The 18,970-nt window shown below is 64.6% G+C and carries 16 protein-coding genes and 1 riboswitch; of the genes, 12 read left to right on the top strand and 4 right to left on the bottom strand.

From position 1 onward, the window contains the following. Window positions 1-192 precede the first annotated feature (192 nt). On the top strand, window positions 193-1,884 hold the full coding sequence (gene ligB / locus B3P22_RS04245) for an NAD-dependent DNA ligase LigB (RefSeq protein WP_296270024.1): 1,692 nt from the start codon (window positions 193-195) through the stop codon (window positions 1,882-1,884). Window positions 1,885-1,966: 82 nt separating this feature from the next. Beyond that, a complete protein-coding gene (locus B3P22_RS04240; RefSeq protein WP_296270023.1) occupies window positions 1,967-2,362 on the top strand; it encodes a DUF1090 domain-containing protein in 396 nt (131 codons plus the stop codon). Here B3P22_RS04240 and B3P22_RS04235 read toward each other — a convergent pair. Beyond that, entirely contained in the window at window positions 2,356-2,802 is a 447-nt protein-coding gene (locus tag B3P22_RS04235; RefSeq protein ID WP_296270022.1) for a c-type cytochrome, read from the bottom strand. The two genes, B3P22_RS04240 and B3P22_RS04235, sit on opposite strands and share 7 nt — an antisense overlap. Window positions 2,803-3,208: 406 nt before the next feature. Then, window positions 3,209-3,293, top strand: a riboswitch (S-adenosyl-L-homocysteine riboswitch). Between the two features lie 21 nt (window positions 3,294-3,314). On the opposite strand from B3P22_RS04235, the gene ahcY reads away from it, so the two are divergent. The 7 genes from ahcY to B3P22_RS04200 all read left to right on the top strand — a co-directional run bounded on the left by ahcY (window position 3,315) and on the right by B3P22_RS04200 (window position 12,951). Continuing rightward, the gene (ahcY, locus tag B3P22_RS04230; RefSeq protein ID WP_275545568.1) at window positions 3,315-4,706 is read left to right on the top strand and encodes an adenosylhomocysteinase; all 1,392 of its coding nucleotides are present in this window, start codon (window positions 3,315-3,317) and stop codon (window positions 4,704-4,706) included. A gap of 102 nt (window positions 4,707-4,808) precedes the next feature. Further along, a complete protein-coding gene (gene metF / locus B3P22_RS04225; protein WP_296270021.1) occupies window positions 4,809-5,654 on the top strand; it encodes a methylenetetrahydrofolate reductase [NAD(P)H] in 846 nt (281 codons plus the stop codon). Between the two features lie 46 nt (window positions 5,655-5,700). Then, complete coding sequence (locus B3P22_RS04220; protein ID WP_296270020.1) at window positions 5,701-7,863, top strand: hypothetical protein; 2,163 nt, start codon at window positions 5,701-5,703, stop codon at window positions 7,861-7,863. After that, window positions 7,833-8,597: a DUF3142 domain-containing protein gene (locus B3P22_RS04215; RefSeq protein WP_296270019.1), complete on the top strand. Its 765-nt coding sequence runs from the start codon at window positions 7,833-7,835 to the stop codon at window positions 8,595-8,597. The genes B3P22_RS04220 and B3P22_RS04215 overlap by 31 nt, the downstream gene beginning before the upstream one ends. A gap of 96 nt (window positions 8,598-8,693) precedes the next feature. Next, on the top strand, window positions 8,694-10,067 hold the full coding sequence (gene ppnN / locus B3P22_RS04210) for a nucleotide 5'-monophosphate nucleosidase PpnN (protein ID WP_197858051.1): 1,374 nt from the start codon (window positions 8,694-8,696) through the stop codon (window positions 10,065-10,067). Between the two features lie 48 nt (window positions 10,068-10,115). Beyond that, window positions 10,116-10,895, top strand: a complete 780-nt coding sequence (locus B3P22_RS04205; RefSeq protein ID WP_296270018.1) for a substrate-binding periplasmic protein — start codon at window positions 10,116-10,118, stop codon at window positions 10,893-10,895. Between the two features lie 169 nt (window positions 10,896-11,064). After that, the gene (locus tag B3P22_RS04200; RefSeq protein WP_296270017.1) at window positions 11,065-12,951 is read left to right on the top strand and encodes a DEAD/DEAH box helicase; all 1,887 of its coding nucleotides are present in this window, start codon (window positions 11,065-11,067) and stop codon (window positions 12,949-12,951) included. 123 nt (window positions 12,952-13,074) lie between these two features. Here the strand turns inward: B3P22_RS04200 and B3P22_RS04195 are convergent, their stop codons facing one another. Further along, window positions 13,075-13,650 carry a YceI family protein gene (locus B3P22_RS04195; protein WP_013713623.1) on the bottom strand — a complete coding sequence of 192 codons (576 nt, stop codon included), beginning with the start codon at window positions 13,648-13,650 and terminating at the stop codon, window positions 13,075-13,077. Between the two features lie 60 nt (window positions 13,651-13,710). Continuing rightward, on the bottom strand, window positions 13,711-14,256 hold the full coding sequence (locus tag B3P22_RS04190) for a cytochrome b (protein WP_197858054.1): 546 nt from the start codon (window positions 14,254-14,256) through the stop codon (window positions 13,711-13,713). A 258-nt stretch (window positions 14,257-14,514) separates the two neighbouring features. Between B3P22_RS04190 and B3P22_RS04185 the strand changes: the two genes are divergently transcribed. The 3 genes from B3P22_RS04185 to B3P22_RS04175 all read left to right on the top strand — a co-directional run bounded on the left by B3P22_RS04185 (window position 14,515) and on the right by B3P22_RS04175 (window position 18,421). After that, a complete protein-coding gene (locus B3P22_RS04185; RefSeq protein WP_296270016.1) occupies window positions 14,515-15,921 on the top strand; it encodes an adenosylmethionine--8-amino-7-oxononanoate transaminase in 1,407 nt (468 codons plus the stop codon). Window positions 15,922-16,017: 96 nt separating this feature from the next. Next, on the top strand, window positions 16,018-16,737 hold the full coding sequence (locus tag B3P22_RS04180) for a 16S rRNA (uracil(1498)-N(3))-methyltransferase (RefSeq protein ID WP_296270015.1): 720 nt from the start codon (window positions 16,018-16,020) through the stop codon (window positions 16,735-16,737). Window positions 16,738-16,948: 211 nt separating this feature from the next. Next, a complete protein-coding gene (locus tag B3P22_RS04175) occupies window positions 16,949-18,421 on the top strand; it encodes an alanine/glycine:cation symporter family protein (protein ID WP_197858057.1) in 1,473 nt (490 codons plus the stop codon). Window positions 18,422-18,499: 78 nt separating this feature from the next. On the opposite strand, the gene B3P22_RS04170 is transcribed toward B3P22_RS04175, so the two are convergent. After that, a complete protein-coding gene (locus B3P22_RS04170; protein ID WP_197858058.1) occupies window positions 18,500-18,970 on the bottom strand; it encodes a chemotaxis protein CheW in 471 nt (156 codons plus the stop codon).

Raw genomic sequence — 18,970 nt, 5'->3', positions numbered from 1 at the left:
AGGGGACTTGTCCGCGAACGGGATGGAAAAACAACGCGGCCAAGGCCGCTACCACAGTTGCTCAGCTCCGCCCAATCAGAGCGCTTCACCCGCGCCTGAGTGTGCGGGGCTTTTTCATTGCCGAAGCGGAACCAACGCAGGCGACGAATTGGTCTAGTCTGAAGTTCACCTCCCCAAGCACGGACGCTTGCCATGAAACGCTGGATCGCGCTGCTGCTTTTTCCACTCACCGCCCAGGCGTCCCTCTGTCCCGACTGGCCGGCCAGCCGCGTCAAGACCGAACTCTCCGCCCTTGGCCAGCAGATCGCTGAATGGGACGACGCCTATCACAACCAGGGCCGCTCGCTGGTCGCCGATGAGATCTACGATCAGGCTCGCGAGCGCCTGCAATCCTGGCACCAGTGTTTTCCAGGCGCTCTCGACTCCCTGCCGGAACCGCTGGCGGGCAGCACGGGCAAGCTCGCTCACCCGGTGGCACAAACCGGTCTGCGCAAGCTGAACGACGCGGCGGTAGTCGAATGGATCGCCAGCCGCGATGACCTGTGGATTCAGCCCAAGGTCGATGGCGTCGCAGTCACGCTGGTCTACCGCAACGGCCTGCTTCAGCAAGCCATCAGCCGCGGTGACGGACGCCAGGGACAGGACTGGACGGCCCGCGCCCGGCAATTGCCAGGTGTACCGAGACAATTGCCGGAGCCACTCGACGCCGTGCTGCAGGGCGAGCTTTATTGGCGCCTGAACGATCACATACAGAGCCGTGACGGTGGCGCTGGTGCGCGGGGCAAGGTGGCCGGTCTGATGGCGCGACAGACCCTGGACGAGCACGAGACTGACGCCATCGGCCTGTTCGTCTGGGACTGGCCGGACGGCCCCGAGCAGATGCCCGAGCGCCTGCGAGCCCTGCACAAGCTCGGCTTCAGCGACAGCCTGCACTACACGCAGGCGTTGCAGAGCCCGGAACAGGCCAGCCACTGGCGCCAACGCTGGTTCGATCAGCCGCAGCCATTCGCCAGCGACGGCGTGGTGCTGCGCCAGGGCGCGCGCCCCTCTGGCGAACGCTGGCAGGCTGAGGCGCCGCATTGGGCAATCGCCTGGAAATACCCGGCCAGCCAGGCGCTGGCCGTGGTCCAGGCGGTGGACTTCAGCATCGGTCGCACGGGACGCATCACGCCGATCCTGCGCCTGCTGCCGGTCGACCTCGATGAACGACGCATCAGCCGCGTGGCCCTGGGCTCGCTGCAAGCCTGGGAGAACTTGGACATACGCCCGGGCGATCAAGTGTCGATACGCCTGGCGGGCCTGACCATTCCACGCCTCGACCAGGTGATCTGGCGCAGCCCTGAGCGCGCAGAGGTGCACGCGCCCGATCCTGGCCGGTACCACGCCCTGAGCTGCTGGCGACTGAGCGCCGAATGTCAGCAGCAGTTTCATGCCCGGCTGAACTGGCTCGCCGGCAAACGGGGTCTGAACCTGCCTGGCGTCGGGCCGGGCACCTGGAATACTTTGCTGGCCGGCGAGCAATTGCATGGCCTGCTCGACTGGCTGGAGCTCGACAGCCAGCAACTGCAGCGACTGCCGGGTATCGGCCCACGTCGCGCCGCGCAGTTGCAGCAGGTCTTTGCCAAAGCCCAGCAACGCCCGCTGCAGCAGTGGCTGCTGGCACTTGGCGTGCCGCCGGGCCTGCAGTTACGCGAGGAAGATGACTGGCCAGCGCTGCTGTCTCGCAGCCACGAGGACTGGCTGCAACATCCGGGCGTCGGCCCGAAGAGCGCCGAGCGCCTGCAAGCCTTTTTCAGCCATCCGGAGGTGCAGCGCCTTGGCGAGCGATTGCAGCGGGCCGGCGTTGCCGGCTTCGAGCCAGCGCCACATCCACCGCGCAGTTGATCCAGGTCAGGCAATGGCTCAATCGGGTCGAACCTCGCGCGACCGTCAAGGTCACTTCGAAAGAGACCCAAGGAGAAAGATCATGATCCGTCATACCGCTTTGCTCGGCCTGCTGCTGGCCGCCAACCTGAATGCCACGCCGTTGCTCGCCGCCGACGGCGAAGGTGGCTGCGCCGTCAAACGCCAGGTACTTCAGGAGAAGATCGACGCCGCGCAGCAGAGCGGCAATACCAGAGAACTGGATGGGCTGCGGCGAGCACTGGGCAACGTCGATGCCCATTGCGAAGACGCTTCGCTGCATGAAGAGCGCCTGGCTAGCGTCAAGGAAGCTCGTGAGGAAGTGCAGGAGCGCGAAAAGGATCTGCGCGAAGCCATGGGCACGGGCGATCAGGAGAAGATCGCCAAGCGTCAGGCCAAGCTGGCCGAAGCGCGCGCCGAACTGCAGCAGGCCGAAGCCGAAGCGAGCGTCGATCAGTAAGCGCGAAAAGCCTTGTGGCAGGCCTCGCAGCTATCCTCGACGGCCTGCACCGCAGGCTCCAGCTCGGAGCGGCGTAGCGGCGGCGTGGTCGTCGCCTGCACCAGTGCAGCGGTGGCCTGCTCCAGATCGCGCGCCATTTTCTGAAACTGCTCCTGGCGCTGCCAGACTTCCGGGCTGGCCTTGCTGCGCTCGTCGTCGGCCACCGAGGGGAAATGCTGCCAGGGCTCGCGCGACAATCTATCGAGCCTGGCGGCGCCCCTGATGAAGGCAGCTTCGTCGTAGGGAATGCGATTGCGCAGCATGCCGCCGAGGTCTTCGCTGACCTTGAGCATCTCCTTGAACAACGCCTGGCGTTTACCCAAGGGCGACTCGGGATCGACCCCGCCACACGCGGCCAATGACACGCAGACGCAGGTGAGGAGGAGTTTCTTCAGGACCATCGAACGACTTCCCAGGGTGACAAGGGGCCGCCAGTATCGCGGCTCGCTCCGGTCGGGCCAAGCGACCTCTTGTCACAACCGTGGCGTCGCCTGCATGGCTGTCAGCTGGCGTTCAGCTAGCGGATACCACGAACAGCGCCACGATCAGCCCCATACCTACGAATCAGACCAGTGAGCATGCCAGCCCCCAGTCGGACAGGTTGCCGACGAAGTAGAGCAGGCGGCTGATGATGAACGCCACGCCATTACCCGCACGAGGATAACTGAACGGCGATCTGGCCAATGCTCCTGGGACAACTGCCCACCCTGCCTCATGCAAGCGACGGAAAGCCTTGGGCTGCACGCCGCACGCAGCTATAATCCGCCAGTTTCAAACGACCGGCACAGCTCCGGTCGCTCCCGCCACCCGGTCGAGGGGCGCTGCAGCAGCCTGAAAGGCTGTCAGGCTCGCCCGGGGCGTTATCCAAACGCATCAACGGCGCCCATTCGCAGACAACGAATGGAGAGCTTTAATGAGCGCTTTCAACGACTACAAGGTCGCCGATATTTCCCTGGCCGACTGGGGCCGCCGCGAGCTGATCATCGCCGAATCCGAGATGCCGGCACTGATGGGCCTGCGCCGCAAATACGCCGCCAGCCAGCCGCTCAAGGGCGCGAAGATCCTCGGCTGCATCCACATGACCATCCAGACCGGCGTGCTGATCGAGACGCTGACCGCCCTGGGCGCCGAAGTGCGTTGGTCCTCCTGCAACATCTTCTCCACCCAGGATCAGGCCGCCGCCGCCATCGCCGCCGCCGGCATCCCGGTATTCGCCTGGAAGGGCGAGACCGAAGAGGAATACGAGTGGTGCATCGAGCAGACCATCCTCAAGGACGGCCAGCCGTGGGACGCCAACATGGTGCTCGACGACGGCGGTGACCTGACCGAAATCCTGCACAAGAAATACCCGCAGATGCTCGAGCGCATCCACGGCGTCACCGAAGAGACCACCACCGGTGTGCACCGCCTGCTCGACATGCTCAAGGCCGGTACCCTGAAAGTCCCGGCGATCAACGTCAACGACGCGGTCACCAAGAGCAAGAACGACAACAAGTACGGCTGCCGTCACAGCCTCAACGACGCCATCAAGCGCGGCACCGACCACCTGCTGTCGGGCAAGCAGGCGCTGGTCATCGGCTACGGCGACGTGGGCAAGGGCTCGGCCGCTTCGCTGCGCCAGGAAGGCATGATCGTCAAAGTCTCCGAGATCGACCCGATCTGCGCCATGCAGGCCTGCATGGACGGCTACGAGCTGGTTTCGCCATACATCGACGGCCGTAACGACGGCACCGACGCTTGCATCGACAAGGCGCTGCTGGGCAAGATCGACCTGATCGTCACCACCACCGGCAACGCCAACGTCTGTGACGCCGGCATGCTCAAGGCCCTGAAGAAGCGCGCTGTGGTCTGCAACATCGGTCACTTCGACAACGAAATCGACACCGCCTTCATGCGCAAGAACTGGGCGTGGGAAGAGGTCAAGCCGCAGGTGCACAAGATCCACCGCACCGGCGCCGGTCAATTCGATCCGGCCAACGACGACTACCTGATCCTGCTGGCCGAAGGCCGCCTGGTGAACCTGGGCAACGCCACCGGCCACCCGAGCCGCATCATGGACGGTTCCTTCGCCAACCAGGTGCTGGCGCAGATCTTCCTGTTCGAGCAGAAATTCGCCGACATGCTGCCCGAGCACAAGGCCCAGCGCCTGACCGTGGAAGTGCTGCCGAAGAAGCTGGACGAGGAAGTCGCCCTGGAAATGGTCAAGGGCTTTGGTGGCGTGGTCACCCAGCTGACCAAGCAGCAGGCCGACTATATCGGCGTGACCGTCGACGGTCCGTTCAAGCCCGATACCTACCGCTACTAACAGCAGCCACAAGCTGCAAAGCTGCAAGCTGCAAGCAGGCGCCGAACCGCTCTGTTTGCAGCTTGTGGCTTGTAGCTTGCCGCTGAGAAGAGAACCTTCTCCATGACTCAAGAACGCCGCTACAGCTTCGAGTTCTTCCCCACCAAGACCGAAGCCGGGCATGAAAAACTGATGGACGTGGCGCGTCAGCTGGCGACCTACAAGCCCGACTTTTTCTCCTGCACCTATGGCGCAGGCGGTTCGACCCGCGACCGTACACTCAACACCGTGCTGCAACTCGATGGCGAAGTGAAGGTGCCCACCGCACCGCACCTGTCCTGCGTCGGCGACAGCAAGGCCGAGCTGCGTGAGCTGCTCAACCTGTACAAGAATGCCGGCATCAAGCGCATCGTCGCGCTGCGCGGCGACCTGCCGTCCGGTATGGGCATGGCCAGCGGCGAGCTGCGCTACGCCAACGAGCTGGTCGAGTTCATCCGCAACGAAACCGGCGATCACTTCCACATCGAAGTAGCCGCCTACCCGGAGATGCACCCGCAGGCGCGCAACTTCGAGAGCGACATCGCCAACTTCGTGCGCAAGGCCAAGGCCGGAGCCGACAGCGCCATTACCCAGTACTTCTTCAACGCCGACAGCTACTTCTACTTCGTCGAGCGCGTGCGCAAGCTGGGCGTGGATATCCCGGTGGTGCCGGGCATCATGCCGATCACCAACTACAGCAAGCTGGCACGTTTCTCCGACGCCTGTGGTGCCGAGATTCCGCGCTGGGTGCGCAAGCAGCTGGAAGCCTATGGCGACGACAGCGACAGCATTCGCGCCTTCGGCGAGCAGGTGATCACCGAGATGTGCGAACGCCTGCTGCAGGGTGGTGCACCGGGCCTGCACTTCTACAGCATGAACCTGGCCGGCCCCAGCCTGGCCATCTGGAACAACCTCGACCTCAAACGTTGACGGGCAGGGAGCCGCACAGCGGCTCCCACGCTCAAGGATGAGCCCTATGACAATCAAGCACCTCTTCCCCCTCGCCTTGCTCGCCGGCCTGCACGCGCCCGCTGCACTGGCCAGCTCCGACATGACCTGCACACCGAGCTGGAAGCTGATTTCCGACGAGCTCTCGGCGTGCAACAACCTGGCCTTTCTCAGCCCCGGCAACGACAGCCGCGTCAACCTGCAACTGCTGCTCGACGACGCCGGCCACCTGAAACTCACGCGCGAACCGCTGGCACTCGAAGGTTACGAATACGGCTACGGCCTGGTGCCCTTCAGCCTCGGCATGCTCGACCCGAGCCGCGCTCGCAGCGAAGCGGCCGAGGCAGACGAGCAAAGCGTCGATCCGGACGTGGCGTACCTGACCCAGGCCCTGCAGCGCCTGGGCGTCGACAGCGAAGCGGATGCCTTCGCCGTGCACCGTTTCGCCGAAGGCGAGGGCAATCGCTGCCGCAGCAATGACCTGCAAGCCATGCGCGGCTTCGTCGACGCTCTCAGCGCCACGCCAGCGCTGGCCGCGAGCGAAGCGCAGGCGCTGGCCCGTTCGCGGCGCAGCCTGCTGAGCCTGTGTGGCGAAGGCGATCCGCAAACGCAGGACGTTTTGCCGCAGGCGGCGCAACTGCAGTCGCCCGCTGCCCAGGCCTTCGGCAACTACCTGCGCGGCGCCGACGCGTTCTATCGCGGCGACTTCGACCAGGCGCGCGAGCGCTTCACCGAACTCGCCGGCAGCGAGCAGCCCTGGCTGCGCGAAACCGCCCAGTACCTGCTCGGCCGCGTGGCGCTGAACCAGGCGCAGTTGAACGCCTTCGACGAGTACGGTTTCTTCAGCCCCGAGCAGATCGATAAAACCAGCCTCGACGCCAGCGCGAAGGCCTTCGAGCAGTACCTGGAGAACTACCCGCAGGGTCTCTACAGCGACTCGGCGCGCGGCCTGCAACGTCGCGTGTACTGGCTTGCCGGTGATACGCGGCATTTTGCCGAGGCCTTTGCCCGGCAATTCGAGCGTGGCGCGCAGCAGGTCGATATGCCTGCGCTGATCGAGGAACTCGACGGCAAGCTGCTGCCCAGCCTCGCCCCGGATGCCATCGACGACCCGCTGCTGCTGGCCATGGTCGACCTGATCCAGCTGCGCGATCCCGGCAGCAAGAGCGAGCCGCGCCTCAGCCTCGAGCAACTGCAGGCGCAGCAACCGCGCTTCGCCAGCCAGCCCGGCCTGCACGCCTACCTGATCGCCGCCTGGCATTTCTACCGCGGCGGCGATGCCCAGCAGACTCTCGCCGCGCTGCCGGATGCCGGTTCCGGGCCGCTGAATGCCCTCGCCTTCAGCCAGGAAACCCTGCGCGGCCTGGCGCTGGAGGCCAGGGGTGAGACGACTGCGGCACAGCGGCACTGGCAGGCGCTGCTGGCACGCAGCGAAGACCCGCTGCAGCAGGCCCAGCTGCAACTGGCCCTGGCCTTGAGCTACGAGCGTATTGGCGAGCTGGACAAGGTGTTCGCCGCCGACTCGCCGATTACCACCGCGCCGATCCGCGAGCGCCTGCTGACCCATGGCGCCGGCCCCGAGCTGCTGCGCCAGCAGGCCGGTGACAAGCAGATACCTGTGAGCGAGCGGGCAACCGCCTTGTACACCCTGCTCTATCGCGACCTGGATTACCGTCGCTACACCGACTTTCTCGGCGATTACGCGCAGTTCCCCTACACATCGACGCAGCCCGCGCAGCGCCTCGATCCGAGTCTGTTCGCCTGGAACGGCGGCAACGACGCAGGCTATGCCTGCCCCAGCCTGGTCAAGATCGCCGAGCGCCTTGCAGCCGATGCACAGGATGCCCAGGGCATGCTGTGCCTGGGCGACTTCATCCGCGTCCACGGCCTCGATGATCACTGGCTGAACCGGCCGCCAGCCGCCGGCGAGCTGGGCAGCGTACCGAGCCAGTTCCATGGCGCGTCCTTTTCGCGCCTGGCCGGCTACCAGATGCTGCTGGCTGCGCCGCAGGTCAGCCGCGAAGACAAGGCCTACGCCCTGTTTCGCGCGATCAACTGCTATGCCCCCAGCGGCTACAACAGCTGCGACCGTCAGGACATCGCCAAGGACCAGCGCAAGCAGTGGTTCCAGACCCTCAAACGCACCTACGCGGACACCCAGTGGGCGCAGCGACTCAAGTACTACTGGTAGGCCTGCTCCTGCTGGCGGTGGGCCTGCCGGCGCAGGCCGCGCGCGTCGACGCCGCCGATTACCAGGCGTTCTGGCTGTGGGCCGGCGTCACGCCGCAGCCAGTACTGGCCCAGGCCAGCGCCCTGTACGTGTTGCAGGGGCAGATCGACGGCCCGCGCCGCGCCGGCGATCCACCCGCGCGCATGCAGGCACAGAACCCGGCCACGCCCAGGCTGTCGAAGAACGTCGAGCTCTGGGTGGTGTATCGCGCGCATACCCTGGACTGGGACGAGGAGGTGTTCGCCCTGCTGCTGAGTCAGTTGCAGCGCTGGCAACGCGCCGGCAATCGGGTCACCGGGGTGCAGATCGACTTCGACGCGCAGACCCTGCGCCTGGATCGCTATGCCGCCTTCCTCGAAGACCTGCGCCAGCGCCTGCCGCAGCAGTACCGCCTGAGCATCACCGGCCTGCTCGACTGGGCCGGCAACGCCGACCCGGCGGCGCTCAACCGTCTCGCCGGGGTGGTCGATGAAGTGGTGATGCAGACCTACCAGGGCCGCCACAGCATCCCCGGTTACTCGCGCTACCTGCCGAGCATCGCGCGACTGCAACTGCCGTTTCGCATCGGCCTGATACAAAACGGCGAATGGCAGGCGCCGGATTACCTGCAAAGCAGTCCCTGGTTCCGCGGCTATGTGGTATTTCTGCTGAACCCGAGCGAAGCCGCAACCACTACGCCAGCCAACACACACTGAGCGCCAGCCACCGACGACCGCAACATTCGCTGCGACAACCTATTCGAACGCCTCCGCGCCGACTTCGGCGCGAGCCTGCCACCAGGATCACATTTCATGCTCAAACGCTCCACGATCAACGCCTCCGTCAGCCCCAAGGGCAGCCTGGAAACCCTCTCCCAGCGCGAAGTGCAGCAACTGCGCGAAACCGGCTCGGGCAGCGTCTACCGCCTGTTCCGCCAATGCGCCCTGGCAATCCTCAATACCGGCTCGCACAGCGACAACGCCAAGACCATTCTCGAGGCCTACCCGGACTTCGAAGTGAAGATCCACCAGCAGGACCGCGGCATCCGCCTGGAACTGATCAACGCGCCGGCCGATGCCTTCGTCGACGGCGAGATGATCGCCAGCACCCGCGAGATGCTGTTCAGCGCCCTGCGCGACATCGTCTACACGCAGAGCGAGCTGGAGAACAAGCGCATCGACCTGGACAGCTCCGAAGGCATCACCGACTACGTCTTCCACCTGCTGCGCAACGCCCAGACCCTGCGCAGCGGCGTCGAGCCGAAGATAGTGGTGTGCTGGGGCGGCCACTCGATCAGCACCGAGGAGTACAAGTACACCAAGAAGGTCGGCCACGAGCTGGGCCTGCGCGGCCTGGACATCTGCACCGGCTGCGGGCCGGGCGTAATGAAGGGGCCAATGAAGGGCGCCACCATCAGCCACGCCAAGCAGCGCAACCTCACCGGCCGCTACCTGGGTCTGACCGAACCGGGCATCATCGCCGCCGAAGCGCCGAACCCGATCGTCAACGAACTGGTGATCCTGCCGGACATCGAGAAGCGCCTGGAAGCCTTCGTTCGCGTCGGCCACGGCATCATCATCTTCCCGGGCGGCGCCGGCACGGCCGAAGAATTCCTCTACCTGCTGGGCATCCTCACCCACCCGGACAACCAGGACCTGCCCTTCCCGGTCATTCTCACCGGGCCGAAGAGCGCCGGCCCTTATCTGCAGCAGCTGCATGACTTCATCGGCGCCACCCTGGGCGAGGCGGCGCAGCAGCGCTACAGCATGATCGTCAACGACCCGGGCGAAGTGGCGCGCGAAATGGCCGTCGGCATCAAGGCCGTGCGCCAGTTCCGTCGCGAGCGCAACGACGCCTTCCACTTCAACTGGCTGCTGAAGATCGACGAAAGCTTCCAGCACCCGTTCGAACCGACCCATGAGGCCATGGCCAGCCTCAACCTGACCCGCGAGCAGCCACTGCATCACCTGGCCGCCAACCTGCGCCGCGCCTTCTCCGGCATCGTCGCCGGCAACGTCAAGGAGAACGGCATCCGTCTGATCGAGGAACACGGTCCCTACGTCATCCGTGGCGAAACCACCATCATGCGCCCGCTGGATCGCCTGCTGCAGGCCTTCGTCGAACAGCACCGCATGAAGCTGCCGGGCGGCAGTGCCTACGAGCCCTGCTATCGGGTGGTGGACTAAAGTATGGATGGGCTTCCGGGGCGCGGCCAAAGCCGCTAACCTGGCAAAATGCCATCGATCCAGCGCCAGCTCGTCGCCATTTTGCTGCTAGGCTCCATCGCGTTCGCCGCTCGCGGCGAAACGCTGCGCCTGGTCACCGAGGCGTGGGCGCCGTATGTCTATGAAGAAAATGGCCAGGCGGCCGGCCTCGACTACGAGATCACCCGTGAAGTGCTGCACCGACTGGGTATGGAGCTGGACTTGCAGTTCCTGCCCTGGAAGCGCTGCCTGCTGGCCCTTGAACAGGGTATGGCAGACGGCATTCTGGACATTTTCCATCTGCCCGAACGTGAAGCGAGCATGCGCTTCGTCGAAGAGCCGCTGAGCGACGTCGAATTTGTGCTGTTCCACGCGCGCAATCGCCCCTATCCCTATGAGCGCCTGGAAGACCTGCGTGATCTGGTGATCGGCATCTCGCCCGGGTATTGGTACGCCAATGAAAGCTTCCGTACGTCGCCCCTGTTCAGCCGCGAGGAGGCACCGACCCACGAAGCCAATCTGGGAAAACTGATTCGCCACCGGGTCGATCTGGTGGTCAGCGATCGCCGCGCCGGTCTCTACCTGGGCGCACAACTGGGCCTGCTCGAGCAGATCGATTACAACCGCAAGGCCGTCGGTCATGATCGTCTGTACCTGGCCTTGCGCAAGGATCCGGCCTTCGAACGTCTGGCCGTCGACTTCGCCCGTGAGCTGCGCCGCTTCAAGCGCGAGCCTGCCTACGCCGAGTTACAGCGGCGCTACGCCACACCCCGAACGCATCAGGTCGTGAACCAACCGACAGGCTGGTAGCTGCACAGCCCTCCGGCTCTGTTATACTCGGGACTTCCCGCCAGGCTTGCGCCCGGATGCTAGCTCCCAGAAGCCAGCAGTACCGGACGGGATCACGCGCCCCACGCATGATTCAAGCCAGGCAATATCACCCCATAGGGCCACGCCCTCACTACGTACAGGATTGCCCATGTCCTTTGCTTCCCTCGGTCTCTCCGAGGCTCTAGTCCGTGCGATCGAATCCGCCGGCTACACCCAGCCCACTCCGGTGCAACAGCGGGCCATTCCCGCCGTGTTGCAAGGTCGCGACCTCATGGTGGCGGCGCAAACGGGCACGGGCAAGACCGCAGGTTTCGCCCTGCCGATTCTCGAGCGTCTGTTCCCCGCCGGCCACCCGGACCGCGAGCAGCGCCACGGCCCGAAACAACCGCGCGTGCTGGTGCTGACGCCCACCCGCGAGCTGGCCGCCCAGGTCCACGACAGTTTCAAGATCTATGCACGTGACCTTAAATTCGTCAGCGCCTGCATCTTCGGCGGTGTCGGCATGAACCCGCAGGTCCAGGCATTGGCCAAGGGTGTCGACGTACTCGTCGCCTGCCCGGGCCGTTTGCTCGACCTGGCCGGCCAGGGCAGCGTCGACCTGTCCCACGTGGAAATCCTCGTGCTGGACGAAGCCGACCGCATGCTCGACATGGGCTTCATCCATGACGTGAAGAAGGTCCTCGCCCGCCTCCCGGCCAAGCGCCAGAACCTGCTGTTCTCGGCGACCTTTTCCAAGGACATCACCGACCTGGCCGGCAAGCTGCTGCATAACCCCGAGCGCATTGAGGTCACCCCGCCGAACACCACGGTCGAGCGCATCGAACAGCGCGTGTTCCGCCTGGCTGCCAGCCACAAGCGCGCCCTGCTCGCCCACCTGATCACTCAGGGTGCCTGGGAACAGGTACTGGTGTTCACCCGCACCAAGCACGGCGCCAACCGCCTCGCCGAGTACCTCGACAAGCACGGCCTGCCGGCTGCCGCGATCCACGGCAACAAGAGCCAGAACGCGCGCACCAAGGCCCTGGCCGACTTCAAGGCGAATCAGGTGCGCATCCTCGTTGCCACCGATATTGCCGCCCGCGGCCTGGATATCGATCAGTTGCCGCACGTGGTCAACTTCGAGCTGCCCAACGTCGAGGAAGACTACGTCCACCGTATCGGCCGTACCGGCCGCGCAGGCCGTAGCGGCGAGGCCATCTCGCTGGTCGCCCCGGACGAAGAGAAGCTGCTGAAGAGCATCGAGCGCATGACCAAGCAGAAGATCCCCGATGGCGATCTGATGGGCTTCGATGCCAGCGCCGTTGAAGCGGAGCGCCCGGAAGTGCGCGAGCCGCGCCAACCGCGCAATGCCGGCCAGAAGAAGCAGAAGGCCGAAGGCGGCGACAAGCCCAAGGGCGAGCGCCACAGCGGCGGCCGCAAGGACAAGGGCAAGGACGGCGGCAAGGAGCAGAAGGCCAAGCCGCAAGGCCAGGGCCGTCGTGGCCAGGGCCAGCGCAACGGCGGCCAGGGCCAGGCCGCGGCAGCCATCCCGGCGCTGCCGCCGGATCGTGATCCGGAAGAATTCCTCGACGACGATATCGACAACTTCGGTAACCGCGTCGACTACGTCAGCCCGAACCAGAACAAGCAGCAGGGTCGTGGCCGTCGCTCCGGTGGCGCACCGGCCAATGGCGCGCCGCAGGGTCAGCCGCGCCAGAACGGCAAGGGGCCGCGCAACAACGGCGGCGGCAACGGTGCAGGCAAGAACCGTCGCCAGGGTGGCGGCCAGGCCGGCCAGGGTGGTCAGGGGCGTAACGGTGCCAATCGTGGCCGTGGTCGCCCAGCCAGTGACGGCCGGATCACCTCGCTCGACCGTGACGAGCTGCCACGCTCCGATGCAGCCGTGCGCAACCCGCGCGAGAAGCAGCCGGTCATCATGCACAAGGGCTCACGCCTGGATCGCTTCCCCACTGCCGAGCAACTCGACGAGTTGAGCAACAACAGCCGTCCGCGTGGCGAGAAGCCGGCGCTGCTCACGCGTAATCGCGACGAGTAAGCTGACGCGCAAACGAAAACGCCGCCCAATGGGCGGCGTTTTTGTTTAGGGGGAGAGGCCAGTGGAGAACCAGCCCTCTCCCGCCCTTCGGGCAAATCAGCTGGCCGCAAGCGGCCGCTTTCTTTACTGACGAATACCTTCGACCGAGATGATCAGCTCGACGGTTTCCGAAGCCGGGCCGAGGTCCATGGCGATGTCGAAATCCTTCAGCTTCAGCGTGGTGGTGCCTTCGAAGCCGGCGCGGTAGCCGCCCCACGGGTCCTTGCCTTCACCGATGAACTTGGCGGCGATGACGACCGGTTTGGTCACGCCGTTCAGGGTCAGGTTACCGGTAATGTCAGCGGTGCCTTCGCCAGTGGACTTGACCGAAGTGGACTCGAAGGTTGCGGTGTCGTGCTTGCTGGCGTTGAGAAAGTCGGCGCTACGGATGTGTTTGTCACGCTCGGCGTGGTTGGTGTCGACGCTGGCGGTCTTCAGGTTCACGCTGACCTTGCTCTCTTCGGGCTTGGCGGCGTCGAAGCTGAACTTGCCGTCGAAATCCTTGAAGGTGCCATACAGCCAGCTGTAACCCAGGTGGCTGATCTTGAAGTTGACGAAAGCGTGCTGGCCTTGCTTGTCGATGACGTAATCGGCCGCCATGGCCTGGCCGCCGATCAGAGCGGAGCCCAGAACCAGTGCAGCGAGGGCGTTCTTCAACATGGGGTGTTCTCCTTGCGAGGTTGTCGATCTATGTGGGCAATGGCCCGGTTATGAAATGCTTCAGCGCCCGAACATCCGCAGCAGGGTGCTGTCGCGGTCGATGAAATGGTGTTTGAGTGCAGCCAGGCCATGCAGGCCGGCGAAGATCACCAGGCCCCAGGCCAGGTATTCGTGGATGGCGCCGGCGATGTCTTCCTGTTGCGGGATACCGGTCACGGTGGCCGGCACGCTGAACAGTCCGAATACTTCGATGCCACGGCCATCGGCGGTGGAGATCAGGTAACCGGAGATCATCACGCCAAACAGGCCGAGATAGAGCACGCCATGCCCCAGCTTGGAGGCCAGGCGAGTGAGCTGGCCGTGGCTGGCCAGAGCAGCCGGCGCCGGATTGAGCAGGCGCCACAGCACACGCAGCAGCATGACGGCGAACAACAGGATGCCGATGCTCTTGTGCAGGTCGGGCGCGCTCTGCCGCCACGGGTCGTAATAGCTAAGCCCCACCATCCAGAAGCCAAGACCGAACAGACCGAATACGGCCAACGCGACCAGCCAGTGCAGCAGCACGCTGACCAGACCATAACGAGCAGAGGTGTTGCGCCATTGCATGGGGGCTTTCCTGATTCAGATTCCGAGCAAGACTAACGGCAAATATATCGATTTAAAGCGGAATTTTTCGCTATGAAACATCGAGAAATGCGATATCTGGCTTCGAACGCCTGAGTACCGACCCGCTTGGTGCCCAGTGCTCGGCGCAAAGTTCATCGCCAGCAGCGCCGACGGTACGTAACGCCGGACCGACGGCAGCGGCCACGCCCCTGCGGCGGCTTCTGGTAGGCTGTGCCGCCGAACATTGGGAGATAGCTCATGAGCCTGAACGATCACTGGATGCAACGCGATCTCGACGTGTTGTGGCACCCCTGCACCCAGATGAAGGATCACGAGCGCCTGCCGCTGGTGGCGATTCGCAAGGCCTCCGGTGTCTGGCTGGAAGACTTCGATGGCAAGCGCTATCTGGATGCGGTCAGCTCCTGGTGGGTGAACGTCTTCGGCCATGCCAACCCACGCATCAATGCGCGCATCCGCGAGCAGTTGGAAAGCCTCGAACACGTGATGCTCGCCGGCTTCACCCATCAGCCGGTGATCGAGTTGTCCGAACGTCTGGTGCAGATCACTCCGGCCGGTCTGAACAAGGTGTTCTATGCCGACAACGGCTCCTCGGGCATCGAGGTGGCGTTGAAAATGAGCTTTCACTACTGGCTCAACAAGGGCCAGGCCGACAAGAAGCGCTTCGTCACCCTGAGCAACAGTTATCACGGCGAAACCGTGGCGGCGATGTCGGTGGGCGACGTGTCGCTGTTCACCGATACCTACAAGGCGCTGCTGCTCGATACGATCAAGGTGCCCAGCCCTGACTGCTACCTGCGCCCAGAGGGCGTGAGCTGGGAGGAACACTCGCGTGTCATGTTCGCCCATATGGAGCAGACGCTGGCCGAGCATCACCACGAAGTCGCCGCAGTGATCGTCGAGCCGCTGATCCAGGGCGCCGGCGGCATGCGCATGTACCACCCGATCTACCTCAAGCTGTTGCGCGAGGCCTGCGACCGCTACGGCGTGCACCTGATCCATGACGAGATCGCCGTCGGCTTCGGCCGCACCGGCACGATGTTCGCGTGCGAGCAGGCCGGCATCACCCCGGATTTCCTCGTGCTTTCCAAGGCTTTGACTGGCGGTTACCTGCCGATGGCCGCGGTGCTGACCACCGATGACGTCTATGGCGCCTTCTACGACGACTACGCCACGCTGCGTGCCTTCCTTCACTCGCACACCTACACCGGCAACCCGCTGGCCTGCGCCGCCGCGCTGGCGACCCTGGACATCTTCCGCGATGACGATGTGATCGAACGCAACAAGGCCCTGGCAGCGCGCATGGCCAGCGCCACGGCGCACCTGGCCGATCACCCGCATGTTGCCGAAGTGCGCCAGACCGGCATGGCCCTGGCCATCGAGATGGTGCAGGACAAGGCCGCCAAGACCGCCTATCCCTGGCAGGAGCGCCGCGGCCTGCGCGTGTATCAGCATGCACTGGAACGCGGCGCACTGCTGCGCCCGCTGGGCAGCGTGGTGTATTTCCTGCCGCCGTACGTGATTAGCCCAGAGGAGATCGATTTCCTCGCCGAGGTGGCCAGCGAAGGCATCGATATCGCCACTCGCGAATCGGTCAGCGTGGCGGTGGACAACAGCCACTATCCGGATCATCGCGATCCGGGCTAGAAGCAGCCGCAAGCCCCAAGGTGCAAGCGGCAAGTAAAAAGCCAGCGTCGTTGCTTTACACTTGCGGCTTTCCACTTGCCGCCTGCAGCTGTCCCTATGCGCCTATCCCGTTTCTTTATCGACGCCCCGCTCTCCCTTGGCCAGCACGAACTGCCCGAGGCACAGGCCCACTACATCGGTCGTGTGCTGCGCCATGCCGTGGGCGATGCCGTGCAGCTGTTCGACGGCAGCGGCCAGGAATACCTCGGCGAGCTGATCGAGGTGGGCAAGAAAAGCGTGCGCGTCGAGCTGCGCGAGTCGGTCGCCGGGCTCAGCGAATCTCCGCTGCGTATCCATCTGGGCCAGGGCCTGTCACGCGGCGAGCGCATGGATTGGGCGATCCAGAAAGCCACCGAGCTCGGTGCCAGCGAAATCACCCCGATCGTCTCGGCGCGCTGCGAGGTGCGCCTGAAGGACGAGCGCGCCGACAAGCGTATGGCGCACTGGCGCCAGGTGGCGATCAGCGCCTGCGAGCAATGCGGCCGCTCGGTACTGCCGCTGATCCATCCGCCGCTGGAGCTGGACGCCTGGCTGCGGCAGACCGAGGCCGATCTGAAGCTGGTACTGCACCCGGTCGCAGAGCCCTGGGTCGGCCATACCCCGCCGCGCTCGCTGGCATTTCTGATCGGCCCCGAAGGCGGTTTGAGCGATGCCGAAGTCGACCAGGCCAAAGGCTCCGGCTTCCATGCCGCCCGCCTCGGACCACGAGTTTTGCGCACGGAAACGGCCCCCGTGGTGGCCTTGAGTGTCGCTCAACAGCTCTGGGGCGACCTCTAGGCGCAAAATGTCGCCTTGCCGTAACAAAATGTGACCTCAAGAGATTGCAAGTCCGGCAGTCTTTGTCATGCTCTGCGCGCCGCACGCGCGACCCGCTCACCAGCGACCCGCGCGCGGCCGAGGCCGGCGCCCCGCAGCGTCGTTCTCTTCCAATAACAAACAACGGGCCTCGGCACCGCCCAAAAGGCGGCCGCATGCCCAGGAGCATTGCATGAACGAACTGGTCTCGACCCTAAACGGTCTGGTCTGGAGCCCGGCGCTGATCTATCTGTGTCTCGGCGTTGGTCTCTACTTCTCCCTGCGCGGCCGCTTTCTCCAGGTTCGCCACTTCAAAGAAATGATTCGCCTGATGTTCACCGGCAAGACCGATGAACATGGCATCACCTCCTTCCAGGCCCTGACCATGACCCTCGCCGGTCGCGTCGGTACCGGCAACATCGCCGGTGTGGCCACCGCGATCACCTTCGGTGGTCCGGGTGCCGTGTTCTGGATGTGGATGGTGGCCTTCCTCGGCGCCAGCTCGGCGTTCGTCGAGTCCACCCTCGGCCAGGTGTACAAGGAAAAGCTCAACGGTGAATACCGTGGTGGCCCGGCCTTCTACATCGAGCGTGGCCTGGGCCTGAAGTGGTACGCCTGGCTGTTCGCCATCGTTACCGTGTTCGCCTGCGGCCTGCTGCTGCCGGGCGTACAGGCCAACTCCATCGCCTCCAGCGTGAACACCGCCTTCGGTATCGACCCGAACGTCACCGCCGCCGTACTGGCCGTGCTGATCGGTCTGATCATCTTCGGTGGTGTCAAGCGCATCGCCCACTTCACTCAGGTGGTCGTGCCATTCATGGCGCTGGGCTACATCCTGGTCGCGATGGTGATCATCCTGCTGAACATCTCTCAGCTGCCGGAAGTCGTGATGCTGATCGTCAAGAGCGCCTTCGGCCTCGAGGCCGGCTTCGGCGCCATTGTCGGCCTGGCCATCCAGTGGGGCGTCAAGCGCGGCGTGTACTCCAACGAAGCCGGTCAGGGTACTGGCCCGCATGCTTCGTCGGCTGCTGCCGTCAGCCACCCGGCCAAGCAGGGCCTGGTTCAGGGCTTCTCGGTCTACATCGACACCCTGTTCGTCTGCTCCGCTACCGCCTTCATGCTGCTGATCACCGGTCAGTACAACGTGCAGGCGCCCGATGGCAGCGCGATGTTCACCGGTATCGCCGGTGTCGCCGCCGGTCCGGGCTACGTGCAGACCGCGATGGAGAACATGATGCCCGGCTTCGGTAACGCCTTCGTTGCCATCGCCCTGTTCTTCTTCGCCTTCACCACCATCCTGGCGTACTACTACATCGCCGAGACCAACATTGCCTATATCAACCGCAAGGTGAAGCGTCCCATCCTCACTCTGCTGCTGAAGTTCGGCATCATCGCGGCTACCGTTTACGGCACCGTGCACACCGCCACCTTCGCCTGGGACCTGGGTGACCTCGGTGTAGGCCTGATGGCCTGGCTGAACATCATCGCCATCCTGCTCATGCACAAGGTCGCCTACAAGTGCCTGAAGGACTACGAGCAGCAGCTGGACGAGGGCAAGGACCCGGTGTTCAACCCGGAGAAACTTGGCATCACCAATGCTGACTACTGGACCTCGGAAGACAACCGGACTGCGGACAAGACCGAAGCGCAGCAACCGCAGCGCTGATAGCCTGACAGCAGTATCAAAAAAGCCCCGGCAATGCCGGGGCTTTTTCATGGGCGCTCGCCTGAGCGCACGGCCGCTTTAGATCAGGCCGGCATCGGCGAGCAGTTGCTCCAGCGCGGCCAGATCCGGAATGCGCACCACGTCGTCACCGACGCGCGCGGCGCCCAGCTCCAGCGGCGCCAGCTCGACATCGGCTGCCGGCAGGTCGCTACCGACCTTCAGCGAGCGCGGAATGCCCTGCACCAGCAGAGCGATGAACTTGACCTTGGGCCGCCCGCCCAGGGCATTGATCACCGCCACGCGGGCACCGCTGGCGACCGGCGCCTGGGCACCGCTGGCGGCTTCGAAGGACAGCAACGGCAAGCGCAGGTCACGCCAGGCGACCTGCCCGAGAAACCAGTCGGGGGTGCCCTCGCTGACCTGCGGCGCGCGATAGGGAATCAGCTCGGCCACCGCCACGTTGGGCAGCAGCAGGGTGCGGTCGGCCAGGGGCACCAGCAGGCCGGTAAGACCGGCGGCGCTGTTCTGGGTGGCGACGGCTTGGCTCAT

This window comes from Pseudomonas sp. UBA6323, assembly GCF_002439135.1.
In the GTDB taxonomy this organism is placed as follows: Bacteria; Pseudomonadota; Gammaproteobacteria; order Pseudomonadales; family Pseudomonadaceae; genus Aquipseudomonas.
This window is presented reverse-complemented; position numbering and strand designations above follow the sequence as displayed.